Here is a 17,148-nt window from a genome sequence, read left to right on the forward strand (position 1 = left end):
TGCCGGGCATCATGATTGACCCGGTGAAGCGCGTGGCCCGGGAAGCCGGCATGGCCGGCAACGAGCTGCAGCAGCAGACCACCCAGGAAATCAGCACGGCCATCGACCGCTCGGCTTCGGCGGCCAATTCCGTGGTGGGCGTGGGCGGCCGGGTGGCCGCCTCGGTGCTGTCGCGGCCCAAGACCCGCACCAAGCTGCGCGACGTGCTGCTGCCCGATGGCTACCCCATCCTGATTACCACCGCGGCCGCCGGCCAGCTGGGCCCGGAAGCCGCGAACCGTTAACCTTTTCTTTTCACCTAACCGGATACGACGATGAAAAAGATGCTTTTGCCGGCCTTCGTGGCCCTGGCGCTGGTTCTGATTCCGCGTGCTGACGCCGCGGCGCAAGCCGTGGTGAACGACCCGCTGCACATGGGCGTGCACATCGGCGACTTCGCCAAGCGCCTCGCTCAGTGGACCGAAACAGTCAAAAATTACCAGGTTATCAAGGACGCCAAGCAGATTGCTGGCGTCACCAAGGACATCACCGGGCAGGTCAAGGACATTACCGACGAGACCCTGCAGCTGCAGCGCCAGGTGCAGGCCGACCTGCGCAAGGTGCAGAGCATTCAGGATTTGCGCCTCTCCAACCCCCAGGAGCTGTTTGCCCGCGCCCTGGCCATGTCCGGCCGGGGGCAGAGCAACCAGTACATGCCCGTGTTCCAGAAGGCCGAGCGCCTGCGCCAGGCCCTGCAGCTCAACAACCCCCAGCAGGACCTGAACACGGTGTACGACGTGTTTTCGCGCTTCGGTTCGGGTGCCACGGCGGGCAACAACCGCATGAGCTCCCAGCAGTACCAGCTCAAGCGTGAGGAAGCGGCCGTCTCCACGTTTGCCTACGAGGAGATGATGCAGAAAAAGAAGATTGCCACGGCCTTCGGCTACTACAAGATTGCCGATGAGATGACCCAGCAGAGCATCGAGCTGAACGCCACGCTGAAGAACCCCGGCCGTTACGCCATGACCGAAGGCGAGCGGATGGTGGCCCTGAATACCTCCAACGACAACATGATTAAGGCCATGCAGCTGCGCCAGGAAGCCGACCGGCTGCTGGCCGAAGCCGCCCAGCCCGGTCCCTCGCGGCAGGCGGCCGAAATGGTCTATTCCGACATCCTGGTGCAAAACGCCCTTATCAAAGCTGACCGGGCCCGCCCCCGCAACTAACCCCGTATGAAAAACCTATTGCTAGTGGCCCTGCTGCTGGCGGAGGCCGGCGCCGTGCCGGCCTCCGCCCAGCGCCACGTTCAACACATTTCCAGCTGGGGCGCCCACCTGGGGCGCTCCGAGAAGGGCGACTACTACGAGCTGAGCTACACCAGCATGCTCACCAACCGCCTGGCCCTGCGCGCCAGCGGGCTGCGCGACGCCGGCACCCTCAGCGGCCGGGGTGAATACGCCAGCTACGTGGGCCGGGTGCTGCTCGCCCCGCAGCTGTTTCGCCTGGGCGAAGTGGCCTACGTGCACCTACTGCTGGGGGCCGCCGCCGGTTACGAGCGTACCGGCGAAAACGGCACTGGTGAGCTGGCCCCTGATGCCAAGGAGCCGCAACGCTTCACCTACGGCCCGCAGGCCGGGGCTGAAGTCGACTGCTTTCTGGGCAACCGGCTCTCGCTCGTGGCCACCGCTACCAAGGGCTACCTGTTCAACACCCCCCTCATCGACCAATGGCCGGGCTATGCCAGCGCCGGCCTGCGGTACCACTTCCGCTAACCCCTGCCTTTCTGACCTATGAAACGACTGACCTATCTGCTGCTCAGTAGCCTCTTCCTGGTTACTGCGGCCGGCTGTTCCAAGGACGATGCGACGCCCGCCGGCCCCAGGGAATACCAGGTTGAGTACCGGATTTCTTCCACCACCGCCCCATTGTCCGATTACCTCAGCTACGACAACGAAAGCGGCGGCACGACTACCCTAAGCAACGTCCCGCTGCCGGCCACCTACCGCTTCAAGCGCACCATGAAGCAAGGCGACCACCTCAGTTTGCTGGCCAGCCTCGACGGGGGCACGGCCGCCTCGGAAATCACGGCGGCCATTTTGCTTGACGGGCGGGAAGTGAAAAAGGAAACCGGCCGCGGCGCCGATGCCCAGGCCGTGCCCGTGTACGTGATTGGGCAATAGGGCAACGGCCGTGCGCCGTCGCATGGCCTAAAGCCATCAGAAAGCCCGTCCAGATAGCTGGACGGGCTTTTCTTGTATACGCTCGTTGCTACTCCGCTTTGGTCAGTTCGCGCTGCAGCAAGGCCTGCAGCTGGGAGTAGGAGTCCGGGCAGATGCGCACGGCGGGCTCCGCGGCGGTGCAGTACAGGAACGTGGGGTCGGCCAGCGCCACGGCACGGGCCCAGGCAGCTTCGGAAACGTGCGCGGAAAGGGATAATAAGGGAGTAAATTCTTCTTGGATGAGCCGAATGACCAGCGTTTGGATGGCAGGGCAAATGCTGGAAAAGCGGCGATACGGACTCGCAGCCATAGAAAATATCAACGGAAAGGGTGGAAAACGCCCCGCCTGCAGCCACGGATTGGGGCCGGGCAGGAAATAGCTTATCAGCCCAGCCGCCCGCTTGAGGGCGCTGCATGTTGCTGATTTCAGTAAGTCAGGGTGCGTTACGCGAAGGAGCCCACGAAGAGGGCAGGCCGCTGCTGGATGGGCAGCGGCTGCCGGTGAGCCCAGCGCAGCCAGTCCGCAGAATGAGCCGCTGACGAGGGGCCGCTAGGCAAAGCGTAGGATTTCTGAGCTAGCATACTCGGCAATCAGTTTGGCAGGCAAAGCTAGCCAATACGGGCAAAACAGGCAGCTGTTACGCTTTTTAACTCGCAAAATTGATAGCATCCGGTACCAACTTTTACCAAGACGGCAACTCCCTGCTTAGGGAGGCCTGTGGTCTACTCAGCAAAACAGGAGAGTCTGAGCTGTAACCGCATACCTTATCAGAATTCCACGCAATCAGTTGCGCAGCTGAGCCTACTTGACGCATTCAGACGCCTCTTATTGGAATTTATTCACCAATTTCCGCCTCATACTGGAATTTTATCCTCATTCGCTATCCCCTGCGGCGCCGTCAATGGAAAATCAGAACACCTGGGCCACTCTGCTGGAGCTGCTGCACCAGGTCGATAGGGACCTCGCTGACCCGAGCGTGTATTACCTACTAGGCGGGCACTACTACGACCGCGACAATCACCCGCGGCGCCGGCACTACCCGGCCGTGTTTTCCCTGCACCACGGCGAGGTCGCCAACCTTGAAATCGGTCCCGACTTCGTGGCCTTCGACACAGAGTTCGTGCGCCACCCGGAAGACGATGAGCCGCACGTCCCGGTCCCCTGGATTGACCGTTTTCGCGCCACGATTCCTTTCGAGCAGCTCTACCAGTTGCTGCGCAAAGTCATCCCGCCCGGGGAGGAAGTAGACGAGCAACTCTCCTTTCTACCGACCGAGTCGGTGTACTACAACGAGCGTATCCACCGCGAGAACTACCCCACCCCGTGGACTATTAACCAGCCGTAACGACCGTCTTATGCCCCGCGAGCCGCATGATGTAGCCGCCGTTCTGCACCAGGTGCACGCCGGCCTTTCCAACCCGCAGCATCACTTCATGGTGTGCACGACCTACTTTGAGACGGAGAACGGCCCGGTCATGCTCGGCACGCTGCATCTGCACCAGAGCACGATGTGGAATCTGCAAATCGGGACCGACGGTTTCGTGTGTGAGGTGCTGCTCCAGCCCGGCAGCCAGCAGCCCCGCTCGTCGGTGCGCGTAGCCTACGCCAACATCTGGCAGGTGCTGCGCGGGGATGGGCCCAACTTCAACGCCGGCAAGCGGGAGGGTGTGCTCTACGAAAACAACCACGTCTTATCCACCTTTGCCAAGCAGGGGCTGACTGAATAGCATGGAAGAACTGTTGCACCCACGCCACCCGCTCGACAAGCACCACCAGGCCCAGCTGCAAACCTTGCAGCAGCTGCCCGAAGGCCAGCGGGCCGAGATGGCCCGGCTGTTCCGCCTGGGCAACGCCACGTATCGGTACCAGCAGTTGGCCGACGGCGAAGTCACGGAGGAGGATTATCGGCACTGGCTGGAAGGATTGCCCGAACGTTTTCGCCAGGCCATGGAGAAAGGCGGCTTTGCGGGCGCTAAATCCAGCCTGGCCCTGCGCCGGCATGCGCTGGAGCGGCGCGACGTGGGCTATTCCGCTTTTATGCAGGCCATTTTGTCCCCGGAAGACTGGGCCTTCGAGCAGCAGCAGCGGGCTGCCGCCGGGCTGTAGAACAGGGTATCATCGGGGAACCTCAACCTGTTGCAAGCGCTGGCTTCTTCCCAAATCGAACGAGCCCCATACCGAGTGAGCCTATTGTGAGCCCATTGCTATGGCATGACCTCTCGCTAAAAAAGGCCCCTGCGTGCTGGAAAACCGCTTCCAACAAATCCAACTCCGGAGTGGTGAGCCCTTTGTGAGCCCATTAGGGAAAAAGTAAACATTAAAACAACCTCTGTTTTAATGTTTACGCTGGTTGTTGACCTTAAAAGACCTGTTTGGTCACCAGCAATATGGCGGATGCGGAGAATATCCTGCGTATTTACCGCATATTATGCGGAGAATAACCCCTTACATCCACCAACACGCTGCATAGCCAAATGCTCCCAGGATAGGCGGGCCGGGACATCGCCGACCTGGTAGAGAAAGTCTCGGCCGGGACAGCGCCGGCGGCCGCAGCACCAACTACCGCCTGCGGTGGCCGGATGCCTCTGGATTGGGTGAAAGCTTGCGCACTCCTTAATTAAGGAGGGGTACGACACAACGGGCACGTTTGATAAGGGCTTAAACCTGCACGCTCCATTTTATAGCGCCAGGCTTAAGCGTCATCGGATGTTCCACCGGGGAGCGTTGGGCAGGGCCGCAGTGGTGAGGCCGAGCCGGTAGGTGGTGAACGGGTTGAGGGTTATCCGCAGTCTAGCGGCCCCCTGTATATCGCCCTGTAGTTCCAACAGCGCACCGAGCACCGCGCGGGCGCGCGGCGGAGCCAGGGTAGTGGCCAGTCCCACAAGGCGGCGGCGCTCTGCTAGGGCAAGGCTTTTAATGTGGCTCTGTACCTGGGCCAAGACTTTATCGGGCCGGGCATCGGGAATGCGGCGCAGGTCGCGCAGTACCTCCAGCCACTGGAGCAACGGCACGTCGCTGGCACGCTCCGGCGCCGGGCGCACCACAAACGCTACCCGCTTTGGCCGGGTGCGCCGCGGCTTGGCTGTTGTCACTTTGATGGTGACAGGCACCTGGGTAGTCAGACCCAGCTGGTTATAAAGTGCGGCGCCAGTGAGGTAGGCTGATACTACTCCTTCTTGGGTAGTCAGGGTGCGTAGTATGGCCCCCTCGGACAGCGGCAGCGGGCCAAACCGGCTGTTCTGTGGCCGGTAGTACTGCCCCTTGGCGTAGCGGACCACCAGCCCTTCCCGGCCTAGGCGACTCAGGGCCGCTGCTACCGCGCCAAACTCTGACGGCTCCGTCACTAGGTCTTCGTAGGTCAGCAGATTACCGGGCTCAGCCGCTAACACCTGCTGGCGGACTCGATGCATAATAGACTCCGGCATAGGACGCGTTGAAATTGATTGGGCAAAGCACGTTACAGTGTCAAGTTTTTACAAGTAAAAACTTGACACTGTTTTCCCCTAGCCGGAGTTCTTGCCGCTGAACGAGCACTGGCTTGTACCCCGGCAAGTGAATCGGCAACACGGAGCAGTCCTGGTACGAGCGAAGAGGCCGGCTTCAGGTCGCTTAGCAGTGTGGTAGGTCACGCACAAATATTCTAGCCAGCCTTACCAAGCTCACCTAAGCCAGTGCCAAGTTTAGACATCATAATTGTTACTTATGATGCCTAAACTATTTTGGCTACTTTTGTCCGCATGAGCACCGAACTCACCCGCATCCCCGACCAGCCGCAGGCCTTAGGTTCCCAACTCGCTACCGCCGCCGATAACGTCGCCCGCTACCTCAAGCTCGGACTGGAGGGCGCTGACAATACGGTGCTCGCGTACTCGGCCGATTTGAAAAGCTTCGGGGAGTACTGCGCGCTGCACGGCCTGTGCCCGCTGCCGGCCGACGTAGCTACTGTGGCCCGGTATGCAGCTGACCTGGCCGACATCCCGCGTAAGCTCTCGACCATCAAGCGGCACTTGGCCGCCATTCACAAGCACCACCAGTTGCGCGGCTACCCCTCGCCGGTGCACGCCGACGAGTTGGCCCTAGTCATAGAAGGTATCACGCGCACGTTAGGCAAGCGGCAAAAGCAGGCGCCGGCGTTTACGGTGGAGGAACTCAAGGAAAGTATTCGTCGACTGGATGTCACCAAAACGGCCGGGCTACGTGACCGGGCCCTGCTGCTGCTGGGCTTCGCCGGGGCCTTCCGCCGCTCCGAACTCGTGGCCCTGAACGTGGAGCACTTGGAATTTACTGAGCGGGCACTGATTGTGCACCTGCCCAAAAGCAAAACCAACCAGGCCGGTGAGGCCGAAGATAAGGCCGTGTTCTATGCGGCGACGGCGGCCTTCTGTCCAGTGCGCTGCACCCGCGCCTGGGTACAACAACTAGGCCGGAGCACGGGACCTTTATTCGTGTCACTCAAGCGCGGCAAAGTCAAAGGCGAGGCGATACCCACTCAAAAGCGCCTGTCGGCCCTGCGCGTGAACAGACTGGTGCAGCTCCACCTGAACCACGACGAGGAAGGTCACAAGATTCCAGAGAAGAACTACTCTGCACATTCCCTGCGCGTCTCCTTTATAACAGTGTCAGTGATACGGGGCCAGTCCAACCGTTTTATTAAGAACCAGACCAAGCAGAAGACCGACGCAATGATTGACCGTTACTCGCGTCTGGATGATGTAGTCAGCTTTAATGCAGCGCAAAACTTAGGCTTATAAACACTATTAAAATGGTCACGAGCGTGGCCCTTATTTTTAGCAAAGCCCACCCTACATTCGAGTACATTTGCTCTTTGCTAGCACTTGAAACCATAGCAAACACTGGAAGGGCTTTCGTCTCGCCACCGACCAAGCTGGAAAGCAATAACAGAAACGAGCGCCCACAACAAAGCGCTAATTGACTTATAGATGAAGATTGAAAAGATAAAGCTCTCCCAGCTGGAAAGCTTTCTGATGAAGGCGGCCGACATCCTGCGCGGAAAGATGGACGCCTCTGAATATAAGGAATTCATCTTCGGGATGCTGTTCCTGAAGCGCATGAGCGATGTGTTTGACCAGAAGCGCGAGCAGTTGCGCCGGCGCGACTATAAGCACTTGGATGCTGACATTCTGCTCACGGTGCTGGAAGACAAGGACACTTACGGCGAAACGTTCTTCGTGCCCCAGCGGGCCCGCTGGAACGAAGGCTTTACGGACGAGAATGGCAACGCTCAGCCACCCATCAAGCACCTGCAGGCCAACATCGGGCAGATGCTGAACAAGGCGCTCGATGCCATTGAGGAGGCCAATCCCGACACGCTGTCGGGCATTTTCAAGGGGCGCATCAACTTCAACAAGGAAGTGGATGGCAAGCAAATCGTCAAGAATGTCGATTTGAAGAAGATGATTGACCACTTCAACGAGTTTCCGGCGCTGGTCAATGACAACTTTGAGTTTCCGGACCTGCTGGGTGCGGCGTATGAATACCTGCTCAAACACTTTGCCGACGAGGGTGGCAAGAAGGGCGGGCAGTTCTACACACCCAACCAAGTGGTGCGCCTGCTGGTGCAGCTCATCAAGCCCAAAGCGGGTATGTCCATTTACGACCCCACGGCGGGGTCGGGCGGGATGCTGATTCAGAGCCAGCAGTACGTGCAGGAGCAGGGCCAGGACGGAGCCGACCTGGAGCTGTTTGGGCAGGAAAACGACCCCACGGTAGTGGCCATCTGCAAGATGAACATCATCCTGCACAACATTACGCGCTACAACATCGAGTACGGCGATACGCTGGAGGAGCCGCTGAACGAGCGGGATGGGCGGCTAATTCAGTTCGACCGGGTAATTGCTAATCCGCCGTTTTCGCAGAACTACAACCGGGCCACTATGAAGCACCCGGAGCGGTTTCAGTATGGCTTCACGCCCGAAACGGGCAAGAAAGCCGACCTGATGTTTGTGCAGCACATGCTGGCCAGCTGCAAGCGCACGGGCAAGGTGGTGGTGGTGATGCCGCACGGGGTGCTGTTCCGGGGCGGCAAGGAAAAGGAAATCCGGGAGGGAATGCTGCGGGCCGACGTGCTGGAAGGCATCATCAGCCTGCCGCCGCAGCTGTTTTACGGCACTGGTATTCCGGCCTGCGTGATGGTGTTTGACAAGAGCAAGCCCGACCACCTCAAAAACAAGGTCTTCATCATCAACGCCGATAAGGACTACGCCGAGGGTAAAAAGCAGAATATGCTACGCCCTGAAGACATCGAGAAAATCGACTACGTATTTGAGCACAAGCTGGAAGAAGATGGCTACTCGCGGCTGGTAGACTTCGATACCATCGAGTCCAACGAATTCACGCTTAACATCCGGCGCTATGTGGACAACACCCCGCCACCCGAGCCCGAAGACGTGACGGCCCACCTGGTGGGCGGCGTACCGGTGGCCGAGATTGAGCAGGTGCAAACCACGCAGGCGCCCAAGTTCGGCTTCGACGGCTACCAGCTGTTTGTCGACCACAACGACCGGTATAAAGCGTTTGCCGTGGCCGAGAAGGCCGCCATTAAGCCGCTGGTGGAAGACGACCAGCAGGTGGAGAAAACGCTGACCGAGCTAGGCCTGCACCTAGCCGAATGGTGGCAGCTGGCTAAAGAAGACTTTTCTACCCTGGCACCCAAGAAAGTGCCCGATAATGCCGTGGAAGAGTCGATGGCCACCTACGTGGCGCTGAGCGGCGACAAGTTCCCCAAGGTGCGGCAGGAGCTGCTAGCCACTATCAAGGAGAAGTTTGTGCCGGTGGGCGTGCTCGATACCTACCAGGTGGCGGGCGTATTCGTGAACTGGTGGGACAACATCAAGTATGACCTCAAAACCATCATGCAGAACGGCTGGGAGGCCAGCCTGATACCTAACGCCTACATGATTGCGGCATTCTTCCAATCGGAGCAGGCCGCGCTGGAGCAGCTGGAACTGACCCAGGCCACGCTGGAAACCAGCCTGGAAGAAGCCGTGGAGGAAGCCCTGAACCTGCTGGACTATGAGGCCGATGAGGAAGAAGGCGAAGTCAAGCTGACGCCTGCCCTAGCCAAGAGCGAGCTGAAAGCCCAGATTGACTACTTGCTGGACGAAAAGCACGCCCCCGCCGAAGCCGAACCGCTGGAAGCCGCCGACGTCCGCATACGGGAGCTGGAAGCGCAGTTGAAGGACGGTAAAGCCCAGCTGAAAAAGCTACAAGGCGAGCTGGAGCTGAAACTTATTCTGAAGCGCTATGGGGCCGATGATGAGAAGGCCGAAAGCCAGGCCCTGCTGCACACTGCGCAGGCCGAGCTGGCCAAGCTCGACGCCGACGTGGACGACCTAATTGCCAGCTTCCGCAAGGAGCTGAAGGGCACCAAGGACTTCGCGGCCATTCGCAAAGCGGTGGGGACGCTGGAGAAGGAGCTGAAAGCCGACAAGTCTGAGCCTTACCAGTTGCAGGATGTGCTGGATGCCCAGAAGATGCTGAAGGAAATAGCCAAGCCCTACAACGCCCGCCAGAAAGACCAGGAAATCCTGCAAGCCAAGCTCGACAGCCTCGACCGGCTGCTGGCCGAAACCGGCGGCATCATCACAGAGGAAGAAAGCCAGCGGCTGATTCTGCAGAAGCATTTCGACATCATCAACAACCAACTGCAACGCTACCTCGGCACCGAAAAGCGGGCCCTGGTGGCCGCCTACGAAAACCTGTTCGACAAGTACTTTACCTCGGCCCAGCGCCTGGAAACCCAGCGCCACGACACGATGGCCGAACTCCACGATTTCCTGACCCAGCTAAACTACCTGAACTGATGGCGTATATGGAAATGAATGTGCCCGATGGGTGGGAGTCAAACAAGCTCGGGGCAATTTGCAAAATCAAGAAAGGCGTTCAATTCAATCGAATTGAACTATCTGATGCGGGAATGTACCCGTGCATCAACGGCGGCATTACACCTTCTGGCTATTCTGATTTATGGAATACGGAAGCCGAAACCATTACCATTAGTGAAGGCGGCAACTCTTGTGGCTTCGTCAATTATCTGACTTCTAAGTTTTGGAGTGGCGGGCATTGCTATTCGCTGCTGGATTTGAAAAAGGGCCTTGACAAAGGCTTTTTATACCAAGCATTGAAGGGCCGGGAAAGCCTGATAATGGATTTGCGGGTTGGCTCGGGCTTGCCGAATATTCAGCAAAAGGCCATCAAGGAATTCGAGCTCTTAGTTCCTGAGTCTGCTGACGAACAGCGCCAGATTGCCCGCATCCTGTCCAAAGTGGATGAAGCCATCAGCCAAACCGAACAGCTGATTGCCAAATACCGCCGCCTCAAAACGGGCCTGATGCAAGACCTGCTCACCAAAGGCATTGACGAGCACGGCAACATCCGCAGCGAAGAAACTCACGCCTTTAAAGACAGCCCGCTCGGGCGTATTCCGGCGGAGTGGGAGGTATCTGAATTCGGGAATTTTATCCTTGGAATCGAAGGCGGCAAAAGTTTGGAATGCCCAAATATTCAGGCAGGCGCTAACCAGTTCGGGATTATTAAGGTCAGTGCGATAAACAGGAAAGGATTTAAGGCAGAAGAGAATAAAGTTCTCTTAAATGAGCACCTGGCAAATGAGAAGTACCTTATAAATGATAGCGACTTCTTGATTTCCAGAGCTAATACCTTGAATCTAGTCGGTGAGGTCTGTATTGTTGAAGGCAAGTACCGCAAGCTTTTGCTATCTGATAAATCCTTGCGGATGACGTTGAATGAAAGTAAGATGCTAAAGTATTTTGCTTTTCATGTTTTGACTCAACCGTACCTAAGAATACAGATAGAAACCGCCGCTACCGGAAGCAGCGCTTCCATGAAAAACATAAGTCAGGCATCAATTGAAAAATTGCAGATGAAATACCCGACAAATGTTTCAGAGCAAGGCAGAATCATTGAAATCATTGACAAGAATCAGCGCTTTCTTGAAACTCTTACGTCTGGTTTACGCAAGCTCCACGCCCAAAAAGCTGGCTTGATGCAAGACCTATTGAGCGGCAAGGTGCGGGTCGGGCAGCTCATCCGCGAAACGGCCGACGTATGAACCTGAGCCCGGAATTAGTAGCCACAGTGCAGCGCCTCATTGCCCAGGCACGGGAGCGGGCCGTACGAGCCGTCGATGCTGAGCGGGTGCAACTGACTGGCATATCGGGCAGGCCATCGTGGAAGAAGAGCAGCACGGCGCCGACCGGGCCGCGTATGGCACCTTTCTGGTACAAGGGCTAGCCGATACCTTGCAGCCGCAGTTTGGCAGCGGGTTTTCGCGGCGGCAGCTGTATTGATATGTGCAGTTTTACCGGGCCTTCCCCATTGTGTCCGCAGTGCGGACACAATTCAGCTGGACGCACAAAAACAAGTGGTTGGCCCGGCAGCTGGAGCGTCTGCTGCTGAGCAACGACGTGGCCGCCGTGCTGGCCGTGGCCCGTGCCATTATCAAAGACGCGATGGTGTTAATGTCACGCAGCGCAACTACTTCATTGGAAACATATTCTGTTCTCCATTACTGAAGTACATCAGCTGGCTTTTAAGCTGATTCAAATAAGATGCCTGTGCATATAACTCCATCCGCGCGAAGTCCCAGTCAAAATATGGTTTTCCCTCAACATCCAAGTCGAATTCGCACCCGCGCACTTTACCAACGTTCATACTGGCATGCTCGATGGGGCGCGCTAATTTGCCAGAATGGTAAACACCCGTGGTAATGTCTCCTTGGATTGCTTTGATGTCCTCCTGATGCTCTGCGACCGACTTGGCGAATGCAGTGGCCTCATCCAAGGGTTGAACGATAAAGTAATTCATTAGCTCGTAATCATACTGTTCTTCTCCCGAGTAGGTAGTGAACAGCGCCAGGTTTTCCTGAATGGCCGACAGATTTTGTTGGGCGTGTCCATCAAGGAGCTTGCCGTCAAACTGCGTGGACGGGAATTTTATGCCGTGGTAGCCGTTAATCCGCAACGCTTCTGTTAGTATCTGGGCCGGGATGTATTCCTCAATAAACGTGTGATTATGGGTGCGTTTAAATGTACAAAGCTGAGTAAGGATAAACTTCTTGAAGTCTTTTTTTAAGTGCTTCAAGTTTGGTCTAAACCCTTCGTCGTCACAAGCCGGCACCCCGACCCCAGCCTGCATCAAACGGTGCAGGGTTTGGGTGATGGTTTTATGAATGTGATTGGTGACATCATACACTTTGAGTGGCGGAAATCGTTTTCCGGTTTTCTCGCTGATGGATGTCTCTATCAACGGGTCGTAGCCAATAGCTGCCAAGGCAATTTTCTGATAATCAGAAAGGTCGCATCTCAACTCGTATAATACATCGAGCACAGAAGACCCAATGTAAAGAATAGGTTGCCCGGAATAGCTAAACCGTTGGTTGGCTATCAAGAACCGCTTTTCAAAGCTGATATGATAGTAATAGTCGTCATCGGTGACCACATCGCCCGGGCGCTTGGTTCGGCCCTTGTAGTACAATCCTAATTCACCTGGTTCGATGACATCCGCCATGTCATACTTTTCCAGCACATCAAAGAGGTGCAGGGTGGCGTGGTAGTGTTTGCCTCGAACGAAAAGCTGGTAGGCATAAGAAATGTCATTGAACAAATTTTCGTATTCGTTAATCTCGCCTTGGAGCCCTTCCCGCACACAGTCTATCCAATCGTACAATCTCGGCTTGGTGTCGGAAACGGCATCCTGGAAGCTATCGACCGTGTGAGCCGAATCCAATCGTCTGAATTCGTCGAAGAAAGCCGCGAAATAATGCTTCAGTGCGTTTTCAAACCGGTTACCCGAATTGAGCGCGGCAGTAGCTTTAAGCTGGTATTGGAAGCTGTCCGATAAAAAACCGGTTAAATCAGGCATATTCGCTGGCTTTATGACAATGATTAGACTGAGCAAATGTAGCGGTCTGTCGCTGCTCTAAGCTCCTTAAAAAGAATGACCAGCAATTTTGAGCCGGACAACTCACCCTAAGCTCATCTAATACCATATCTAGCACCTTTCCTTCATGCAACTCAGCAACGACACCAACTACAAAGGCAACCTCGGCCAGTCGCTCAAGCTTGACGAGTACAGCCACGTCGAAAAGCCCTTGATGGAGCAGTTGCGGGGGTTGGGTTGGCAGCAGAGCGCAGAGGAAGGGCCCAACGAAGTCCTGGAGCTGCCCATGCAGCAAACCCCAGCTCAGAGCTTCCGAACTTCGTTTTCGGAAGTGATTTTGCCGCCCAAGCTGCGCACGGCCCTGCGCAAAATCAACCCGTTCCTGACCGACGGGCAGGTAGAGGAAGTAGTGCGCCGCATCAGCACCTTCGACAAAAACAGCCTGATTGAGAACAACCAGCAGGTGCTGCACTACTTACTGGAAAACACCACTGTAGCCGCCAACGAGCAAACCGGGGAGCTGAGCCCCACCGTGCGCTATATCGACTTCGAGAACCTGGAAAACAACGTTTTCACGGCTATTTCGCAGTTCAAGGTCAACATTCCGGGCACCAACCACCACATCATTCCCGACATCGTGCTGTTCGTGAACGGCCTGCCGGTGGTGGTGGTCGAGGCCAAGTCGAGCAAGGTGAAGGAGCCCATTCCCGAAGCCATCGACCAGCTGCAGCGCTATATGGAGCAGCGCGGCGTGACGGGCGAGGGCAACAAGGAGCTGTTCTATTACAACCAGTTCATCGTCACGACCTGCCGCACCGAGGCCAAGTTCGGCACCATCACCACGGGCATCGAAAAGCTGTTTTACCGCTGGACCGACCCCTACCCGCTCACGGTGAACGACTTGGCGCACGGTAAGTCGGCCCCCAACGACCAGCAGCGCCTGGTGGCCGGGATGCTGGCCCCGCGCAATTTGCTCGACATCATTCGGGTGTTCACGGTGTTTGCCAGCAACGATAAGGGGCACAAGATTAAGGTAGTAGGCCGCTACCAGCAGTTCCGGGCCGTAAAAGTGGCCACCCAGCGCCTGATTGACGGCAAAAACCCCTTGGAGCGCGGTGGCATCATCTGGCACACGCAGGGCTCGGGCAAGTCGCTGACCATGATGTTTATGGTGCGCGAAATGAAGCTGCGCCCCGCCCTTATGGGCTGGAAAATCATTTTCGTGACCGACCGCACCCAGTTGGAGGAGCAGCTGGCCGAAACCGGGCAGAGCATCGGCTTCACCATCAAGCCCGCCAACTTCATCAACCCCAAAGCTACGCCCGATGGCAAGAGCCTAAAGGAGTTGCTAAGCAACGACAACTCCGACCTGGTGATGGCCATGATTCACAAGTTTCAGGAGAACGGCGAGCTGAGCGGGCTGGAGCTTTTCCCGGAGCTTAACAAGAGCCCGCAGGTGCTGGTGATGACCGACGAGGCCCACCGCTCGCAGTACTCGATGCTGGCCGCCAACCTCGACCGCGCCTTGCCGAACGCCACCTCCATCGGCTTCACAGGCACGCCCACCGCCAAAACGGAGAAAAAGTACAAGGACTACATCGACAAGTACACCATGCGCCAGGCCATTGACGATGGCGTGACGCTGGAAATTGTGTACGAGGGCTTCACTCACAACGCAGAGGTAGCCGACAAGAAGGGCATGGACGCAAAGTTTGCCGACGTTTTCAGCGACTACAACCTCACCGAACGGCTGCAGATTCTGGGATTCGGCTCGCGCGATGCGTACCTAGACAACGTGCAGACCATCCGCGAAAAGGCCCGCAGCATGGTGAACCACTACGTGGAGCACATTTTCTCGGGTGGCTTCAAGGCGCAGGTGGTGGCCAACTCGCGCAGCGCGGCCGTGCGTTACAAAGCCGCCCTCGACGAAGCCTTGCAAGCCAAGCTGGCCGAACTGCAGGTAGCTAACCCCATGCTGGTAAACCTAGCCCAACTAGAGGCGTTAACTACCGCCGTGGTCATCTCAGGCAGCCACAACGACGAGCTGGAAATTAAGGCATACACCAGCGCCGATTACCACAAAAAGAGCATCAAGCGCTTCAAACTTCCCTTCGGCAAGACCGACGAGGAAGACAAGACCCTTAACGGCAACGTGGGCATTATTGTGGTGAACAACATGCTGCTCACCGGCTTCGACGCGCCCATCGAGCAAGTACTGTATCTCGACCGGGTCATCATTGCCCACAACCTGCTGCAGACTATTGCCCGCGTGAACCGCGTAGGGCCAGCCGGCAAAGAGCGCGGCTTCGTAGTGGACTACGTGGGTGTCGGCCAACACCTAAAGCGGGCGCTGGACGTGTATGCCGAAAAAGAGCTGCAGGAAATCGTGGAGTGTCTTTCCGATGACGAGGCCGAACTCAACGCCCTCATTAAGGCCCACCAGGATATCTGGAAATTCTTGGAAGGCCACGGTCTGACCGATCTGAGCGACTCTGATGCTTTCTTCGACGTGTTCTATGATGAGGATATCCGCTTCGCTTACATCAAGCACTACAACGAGCTGACCAGTTGCTTCAATAATGTGCTTCCCCGCAAGGAAGCGTTGGAGTATTTCACGGACTGGAAAGCCTTTACGGAGATAAACGCGCTGGCAAACAAGCACTTTCTGGATGGCCGTTTCAGCATGAAAGGCATTCCGCCTAAGCTGCGTGCCATTGCCGACGAGTTTCTAGTATCCAAAGGTATCGACCAGACCATTGCGCCCATTTCCATCATTGCCGACGACTTCCAGCAGCATGTAAAGGGCAAGGCGCGGGAGAAAACTAAGGCGGCGGCTGTGGAGCATGCTATCCGGCACTACATCAACATCAACATTGATGAAGACCCGGAGCTGTTCGCGTCCTTTTCGGAAGCTTTGGAGGAGATTCTCAAAAATTTCAAAGGCAACTGGAAGGTCATCTACGAAGAGCTGGAAAAGCTGCGGGAGAAAATCAAGAACCAGGAAAAAGAGCAAACCTTCGGCCTGGACCGCAAGAAGCAGATGCCCTTCTTCCGTATCTTCAAAGCCGAGCTGTTCGATAACCGCGCCCTGACCGAGGACGAAATCGCGCAGAACGTAAACCTGACGCAGCACGTCTTCCACCAGGTGGCCACTGAAATCAAGCTCACCGGCTTTTGGGACAGCGCCCCGGCACAGGCCAAGCTACGCGGCGAGCTGCAGAAGCTGCTGCTCTCGCCAGAGTTTATCAAAACGCCGAACATCACGCTCAAATACAAAGAGCTGGTTTCCCGCATCATGGAGCTGGCCAAAACCAACCATTTCAAAATCGTCCGCGACTGATGCAGCTGGAGTACGAGGTAAAATTCAGTGCGCGCAAAACGCTCAACATCACTGTGGAGCGCGACCGGAAGATTATCGTCCGTGCCCCAAACCACTTGTCCCTGGAGCGCATTGAAGCCATCGTGCAATCCAAGCGGCAATGGCTGAAGGAGAAGCTCAACCATGCTCAGAAGTATCCGGCCGTGCCGGAAACGAAGGAATTCATTTCGGGCGAGCACCTGATGTACCTGGGCCGGAACTACCAGCTATTGGTAGTGGATGAAGAGATAGATGGAGTTGAATTCAACCAGCGCTTTCGTATCTCCCGTGCCAACCAGTCTAACGCCAATGCTCTATTCAAGCAATGGTATCTGAAGCAGGCCTTGCTGAAGATTGAGCCCTTGGCCCAGGAATACGCGCAGCGCCTGGGTGTGCAGTACAACGAGTGCAAAACGTCAGAGATGAAGTACCGCTGGGGCTCCTGCACGCCCAGCAACAACATCATCTTTAACTGGCGCATCATTAAAGCGCCGTTGTACGTGGTGGGCTATCTAGTGGCGCACGAGTTGGTGCACTTGATGGAAGGCAACCACACCCCGCGCTTCTGGAACATCCTCTCCGTGCAAATCCCAAACTATCAGAAGGCCAAAGACTGGCTAAAGAAAAACGGGGATTTGCTAGAGGTGGATTTTTAGCATCCACCTGACTAA

General features: G+C 56.7%; 16 protein-coding genes. 13 read left to right on the forward strand and 3 right to left on the reverse strand.

Annotated features, from left to right (window positions below):
• The 4 genes from EWM57_RS21030 to EWM57_RS00015 all read left to right on the forward strand — a co-directional run.
• The coding region (locus tag EWM57_RS21030; RefSeq protein WP_165370349.1) for a hypothetical protein at window positions 1-284 on the forward strand (284 nt) is incomplete at its 5' end.
• A 30-nt stretch (window positions 285-314) separates the two neighbouring features.
• The gene (locus EWM57_RS00005; RefSeq protein ID WP_129919082.1) at window positions 315-1,205 is read left to right on the forward strand and encodes a hypothetical protein; all 891 of its coding nucleotides are present in this window, start codon (window positions 315-317) and stop codon (window positions 1,203-1,205) included.
• 6 nt (window positions 1,206-1,211) lie between these two features.
• The gene (locus EWM57_RS00010) at window positions 1,212-1,751 is read left to right on the forward strand and encodes a hypothetical protein (protein ID WP_129919083.1); all 540 of its coding nucleotides are present in this window, start codon (window positions 1,212-1,214) and stop codon (window positions 1,749-1,751) included.
• A gap of 18 nt (window positions 1,752-1,769) precedes the next feature.
• Entirely contained in the window at window positions 1,770-2,159 is a 390-nt protein-coding gene (locus tag EWM57_RS00015; protein WP_129919084.1) for a hypothetical protein, read from the forward strand.
• Window positions 2,160-2,247: 88 nt separating this feature from the next.
• On the opposite strand, the gene EWM57_RS21710 is transcribed toward EWM57_RS00015, so the two are convergent.
• Window positions 2,248-2,370: a hypothetical protein gene (locus tag EWM57_RS21710; protein WP_262708219.1), complete on the reverse strand. Its 123-nt coding sequence runs from the start codon at window positions 2,368-2,370 to the stop codon at window positions 2,248-2,250.
• Window positions 2,371-3,100: 730 nt separating this feature from the next.
• On the opposite strand from EWM57_RS21710, the gene EWM57_RS00020 reads away from it, so the two are divergent.
• The 3 genes from EWM57_RS00020 to EWM57_RS00030 are packed head-to-tail and all read left to right on the forward strand — an operon-like array spanning window position 3,101 to window position 4,305.
• Window positions 3,101-3,544, forward strand: coding sequence for a hypothetical protein (locus EWM57_RS00020; protein WP_129919085.1), 444 nt, complete (start codon window positions 3,101-3,103; stop codon window positions 3,542-3,544).
• A 10-nt stretch (window positions 3,545-3,554) separates the two neighbouring features.
• Window positions 3,555-3,926 carry a hypothetical protein gene (locus EWM57_RS00025; RefSeq protein ID WP_129919086.1) on the forward strand — a complete coding sequence of 124 codons (372 nt, stop codon included), beginning with the start codon at window positions 3,555-3,557 and terminating at the stop codon, window positions 3,924-3,926.
• Window position 3,927: 1 nt separating this feature from the next.
• Window positions 3,928-4,305 carry a hypothetical protein gene (locus EWM57_RS00030; protein WP_129919087.1) on the forward strand — a complete coding sequence of 126 codons (378 nt, stop codon included), beginning with the start codon at window positions 3,928-3,930 and terminating at the stop codon, window positions 4,303-4,305.
• A gap of 593 nt (window positions 4,306-4,898) precedes the next feature.
• Here the strand turns inward: EWM57_RS00030 and EWM57_RS00035 are convergent.
• Window positions 4,899-5,609, reverse strand: a complete 711-nt coding sequence (locus EWM57_RS00035; protein ID WP_129919088.1) for a DUF6088 family protein — start codon at window positions 5,607-5,609, stop codon at window positions 4,899-4,901.
• 327 nt (window positions 5,610-5,936) lie between these two features.
• On the opposite strand from EWM57_RS00035, the gene EWM57_RS00040 reads away from it, so the two are divergent.
• The 4 genes from EWM57_RS00040 (at window position 5,937) to EWM57_RS21875 (ending at window position 11,528) form a co-directional block, all read left to right on the forward strand.
• Entirely contained in the window at window positions 5,937-6,950 is a 1,014-nt protein-coding gene (locus tag EWM57_RS00040; protein ID WP_129919089.1) for a tyrosine-type recombinase/integrase, read from the forward strand.
• A gap of 189 nt (window positions 6,951-7,139) precedes the next feature.
• Entirely contained in the window at window positions 7,140-10,022 is a 2,883-nt protein-coding gene (locus EWM57_RS00045) for an HsdM family class I SAM-dependent methyltransferase (protein ID WP_129919090.1), read from the forward strand.
• Window positions 10,022-11,290 (forward strand): restriction endonuclease subunit S, encoded by a 1,269-nt coding sequence (locus EWM57_RS00050; protein WP_129919091.1) that lies wholly within the window; start codon window positions 10,022-10,024, stop codon window positions 11,288-11,290. The genes EWM57_RS00045 and EWM57_RS00050 overlap by 1 nt, the downstream gene beginning before the upstream one ends.
• Window positions 11,291-11,393: 103 nt before the next feature.
• Window positions 11,394-11,528: a DUF1016 N-terminal domain-containing protein gene (locus EWM57_RS21875; RefSeq protein WP_394345388.1), complete on the forward strand. Its 135-nt coding sequence runs from the start codon at window positions 11,394-11,396 to the stop codon at window positions 11,526-11,528.
• A 187-nt stretch (window positions 11,529-11,715) separates the two neighbouring features.
• Here the strand turns inward: EWM57_RS21875 and EWM57_RS00060 are convergent, their stop codons facing one another.
• Window positions 11,716-13,101 (reverse strand): hypothetical protein, encoded by a 1,386-nt coding sequence (locus EWM57_RS00060; protein ID WP_129919092.1) that lies wholly within the window; start codon window positions 13,099-13,101, stop codon window positions 11,716-11,718.
• Between the two features lie 145 nt (window positions 13,102-13,246).
• Here EWM57_RS00060 and EWM57_RS00065 point away from each other — a divergent pair, with 145 nt between their 5' ends.
• Together EWM57_RS00065 and EWM57_RS00070 are read left to right on the forward strand one after the other, a co-directional pair.
• Window positions 13,247-16,459: a type I restriction endonuclease subunit R gene (locus EWM57_RS00065; RefSeq protein WP_129919093.1), complete on the forward strand. Its 3,213-nt coding sequence runs from the start codon at window positions 13,247-13,249 to the stop codon at window positions 16,457-16,459.
• Window positions 16,459-17,133, forward strand: coding sequence for a M48 family metallopeptidase (locus EWM57_RS00070; RefSeq protein WP_129919094.1), 675 nt, complete (start codon window positions 16,459-16,461; stop codon window positions 17,131-17,133). Before EWM57_RS00065 ends, EWM57_RS00070 begins: the two co-directional genes overlap by 1 nt.
• The last annotated feature ends 15 nt before the right edge of the window (window positions 17,134-17,148 follow it).

Origin of the sequence: Hymenobacter persicinus (assembly GCF_004167665.1) — a bacterium.
GTDB lineage: Bacteria > Bacteroidota > Bacteroidia > Cytophagales > Hymenobacteraceae > Hymenobacter > Hymenobacter persicinus.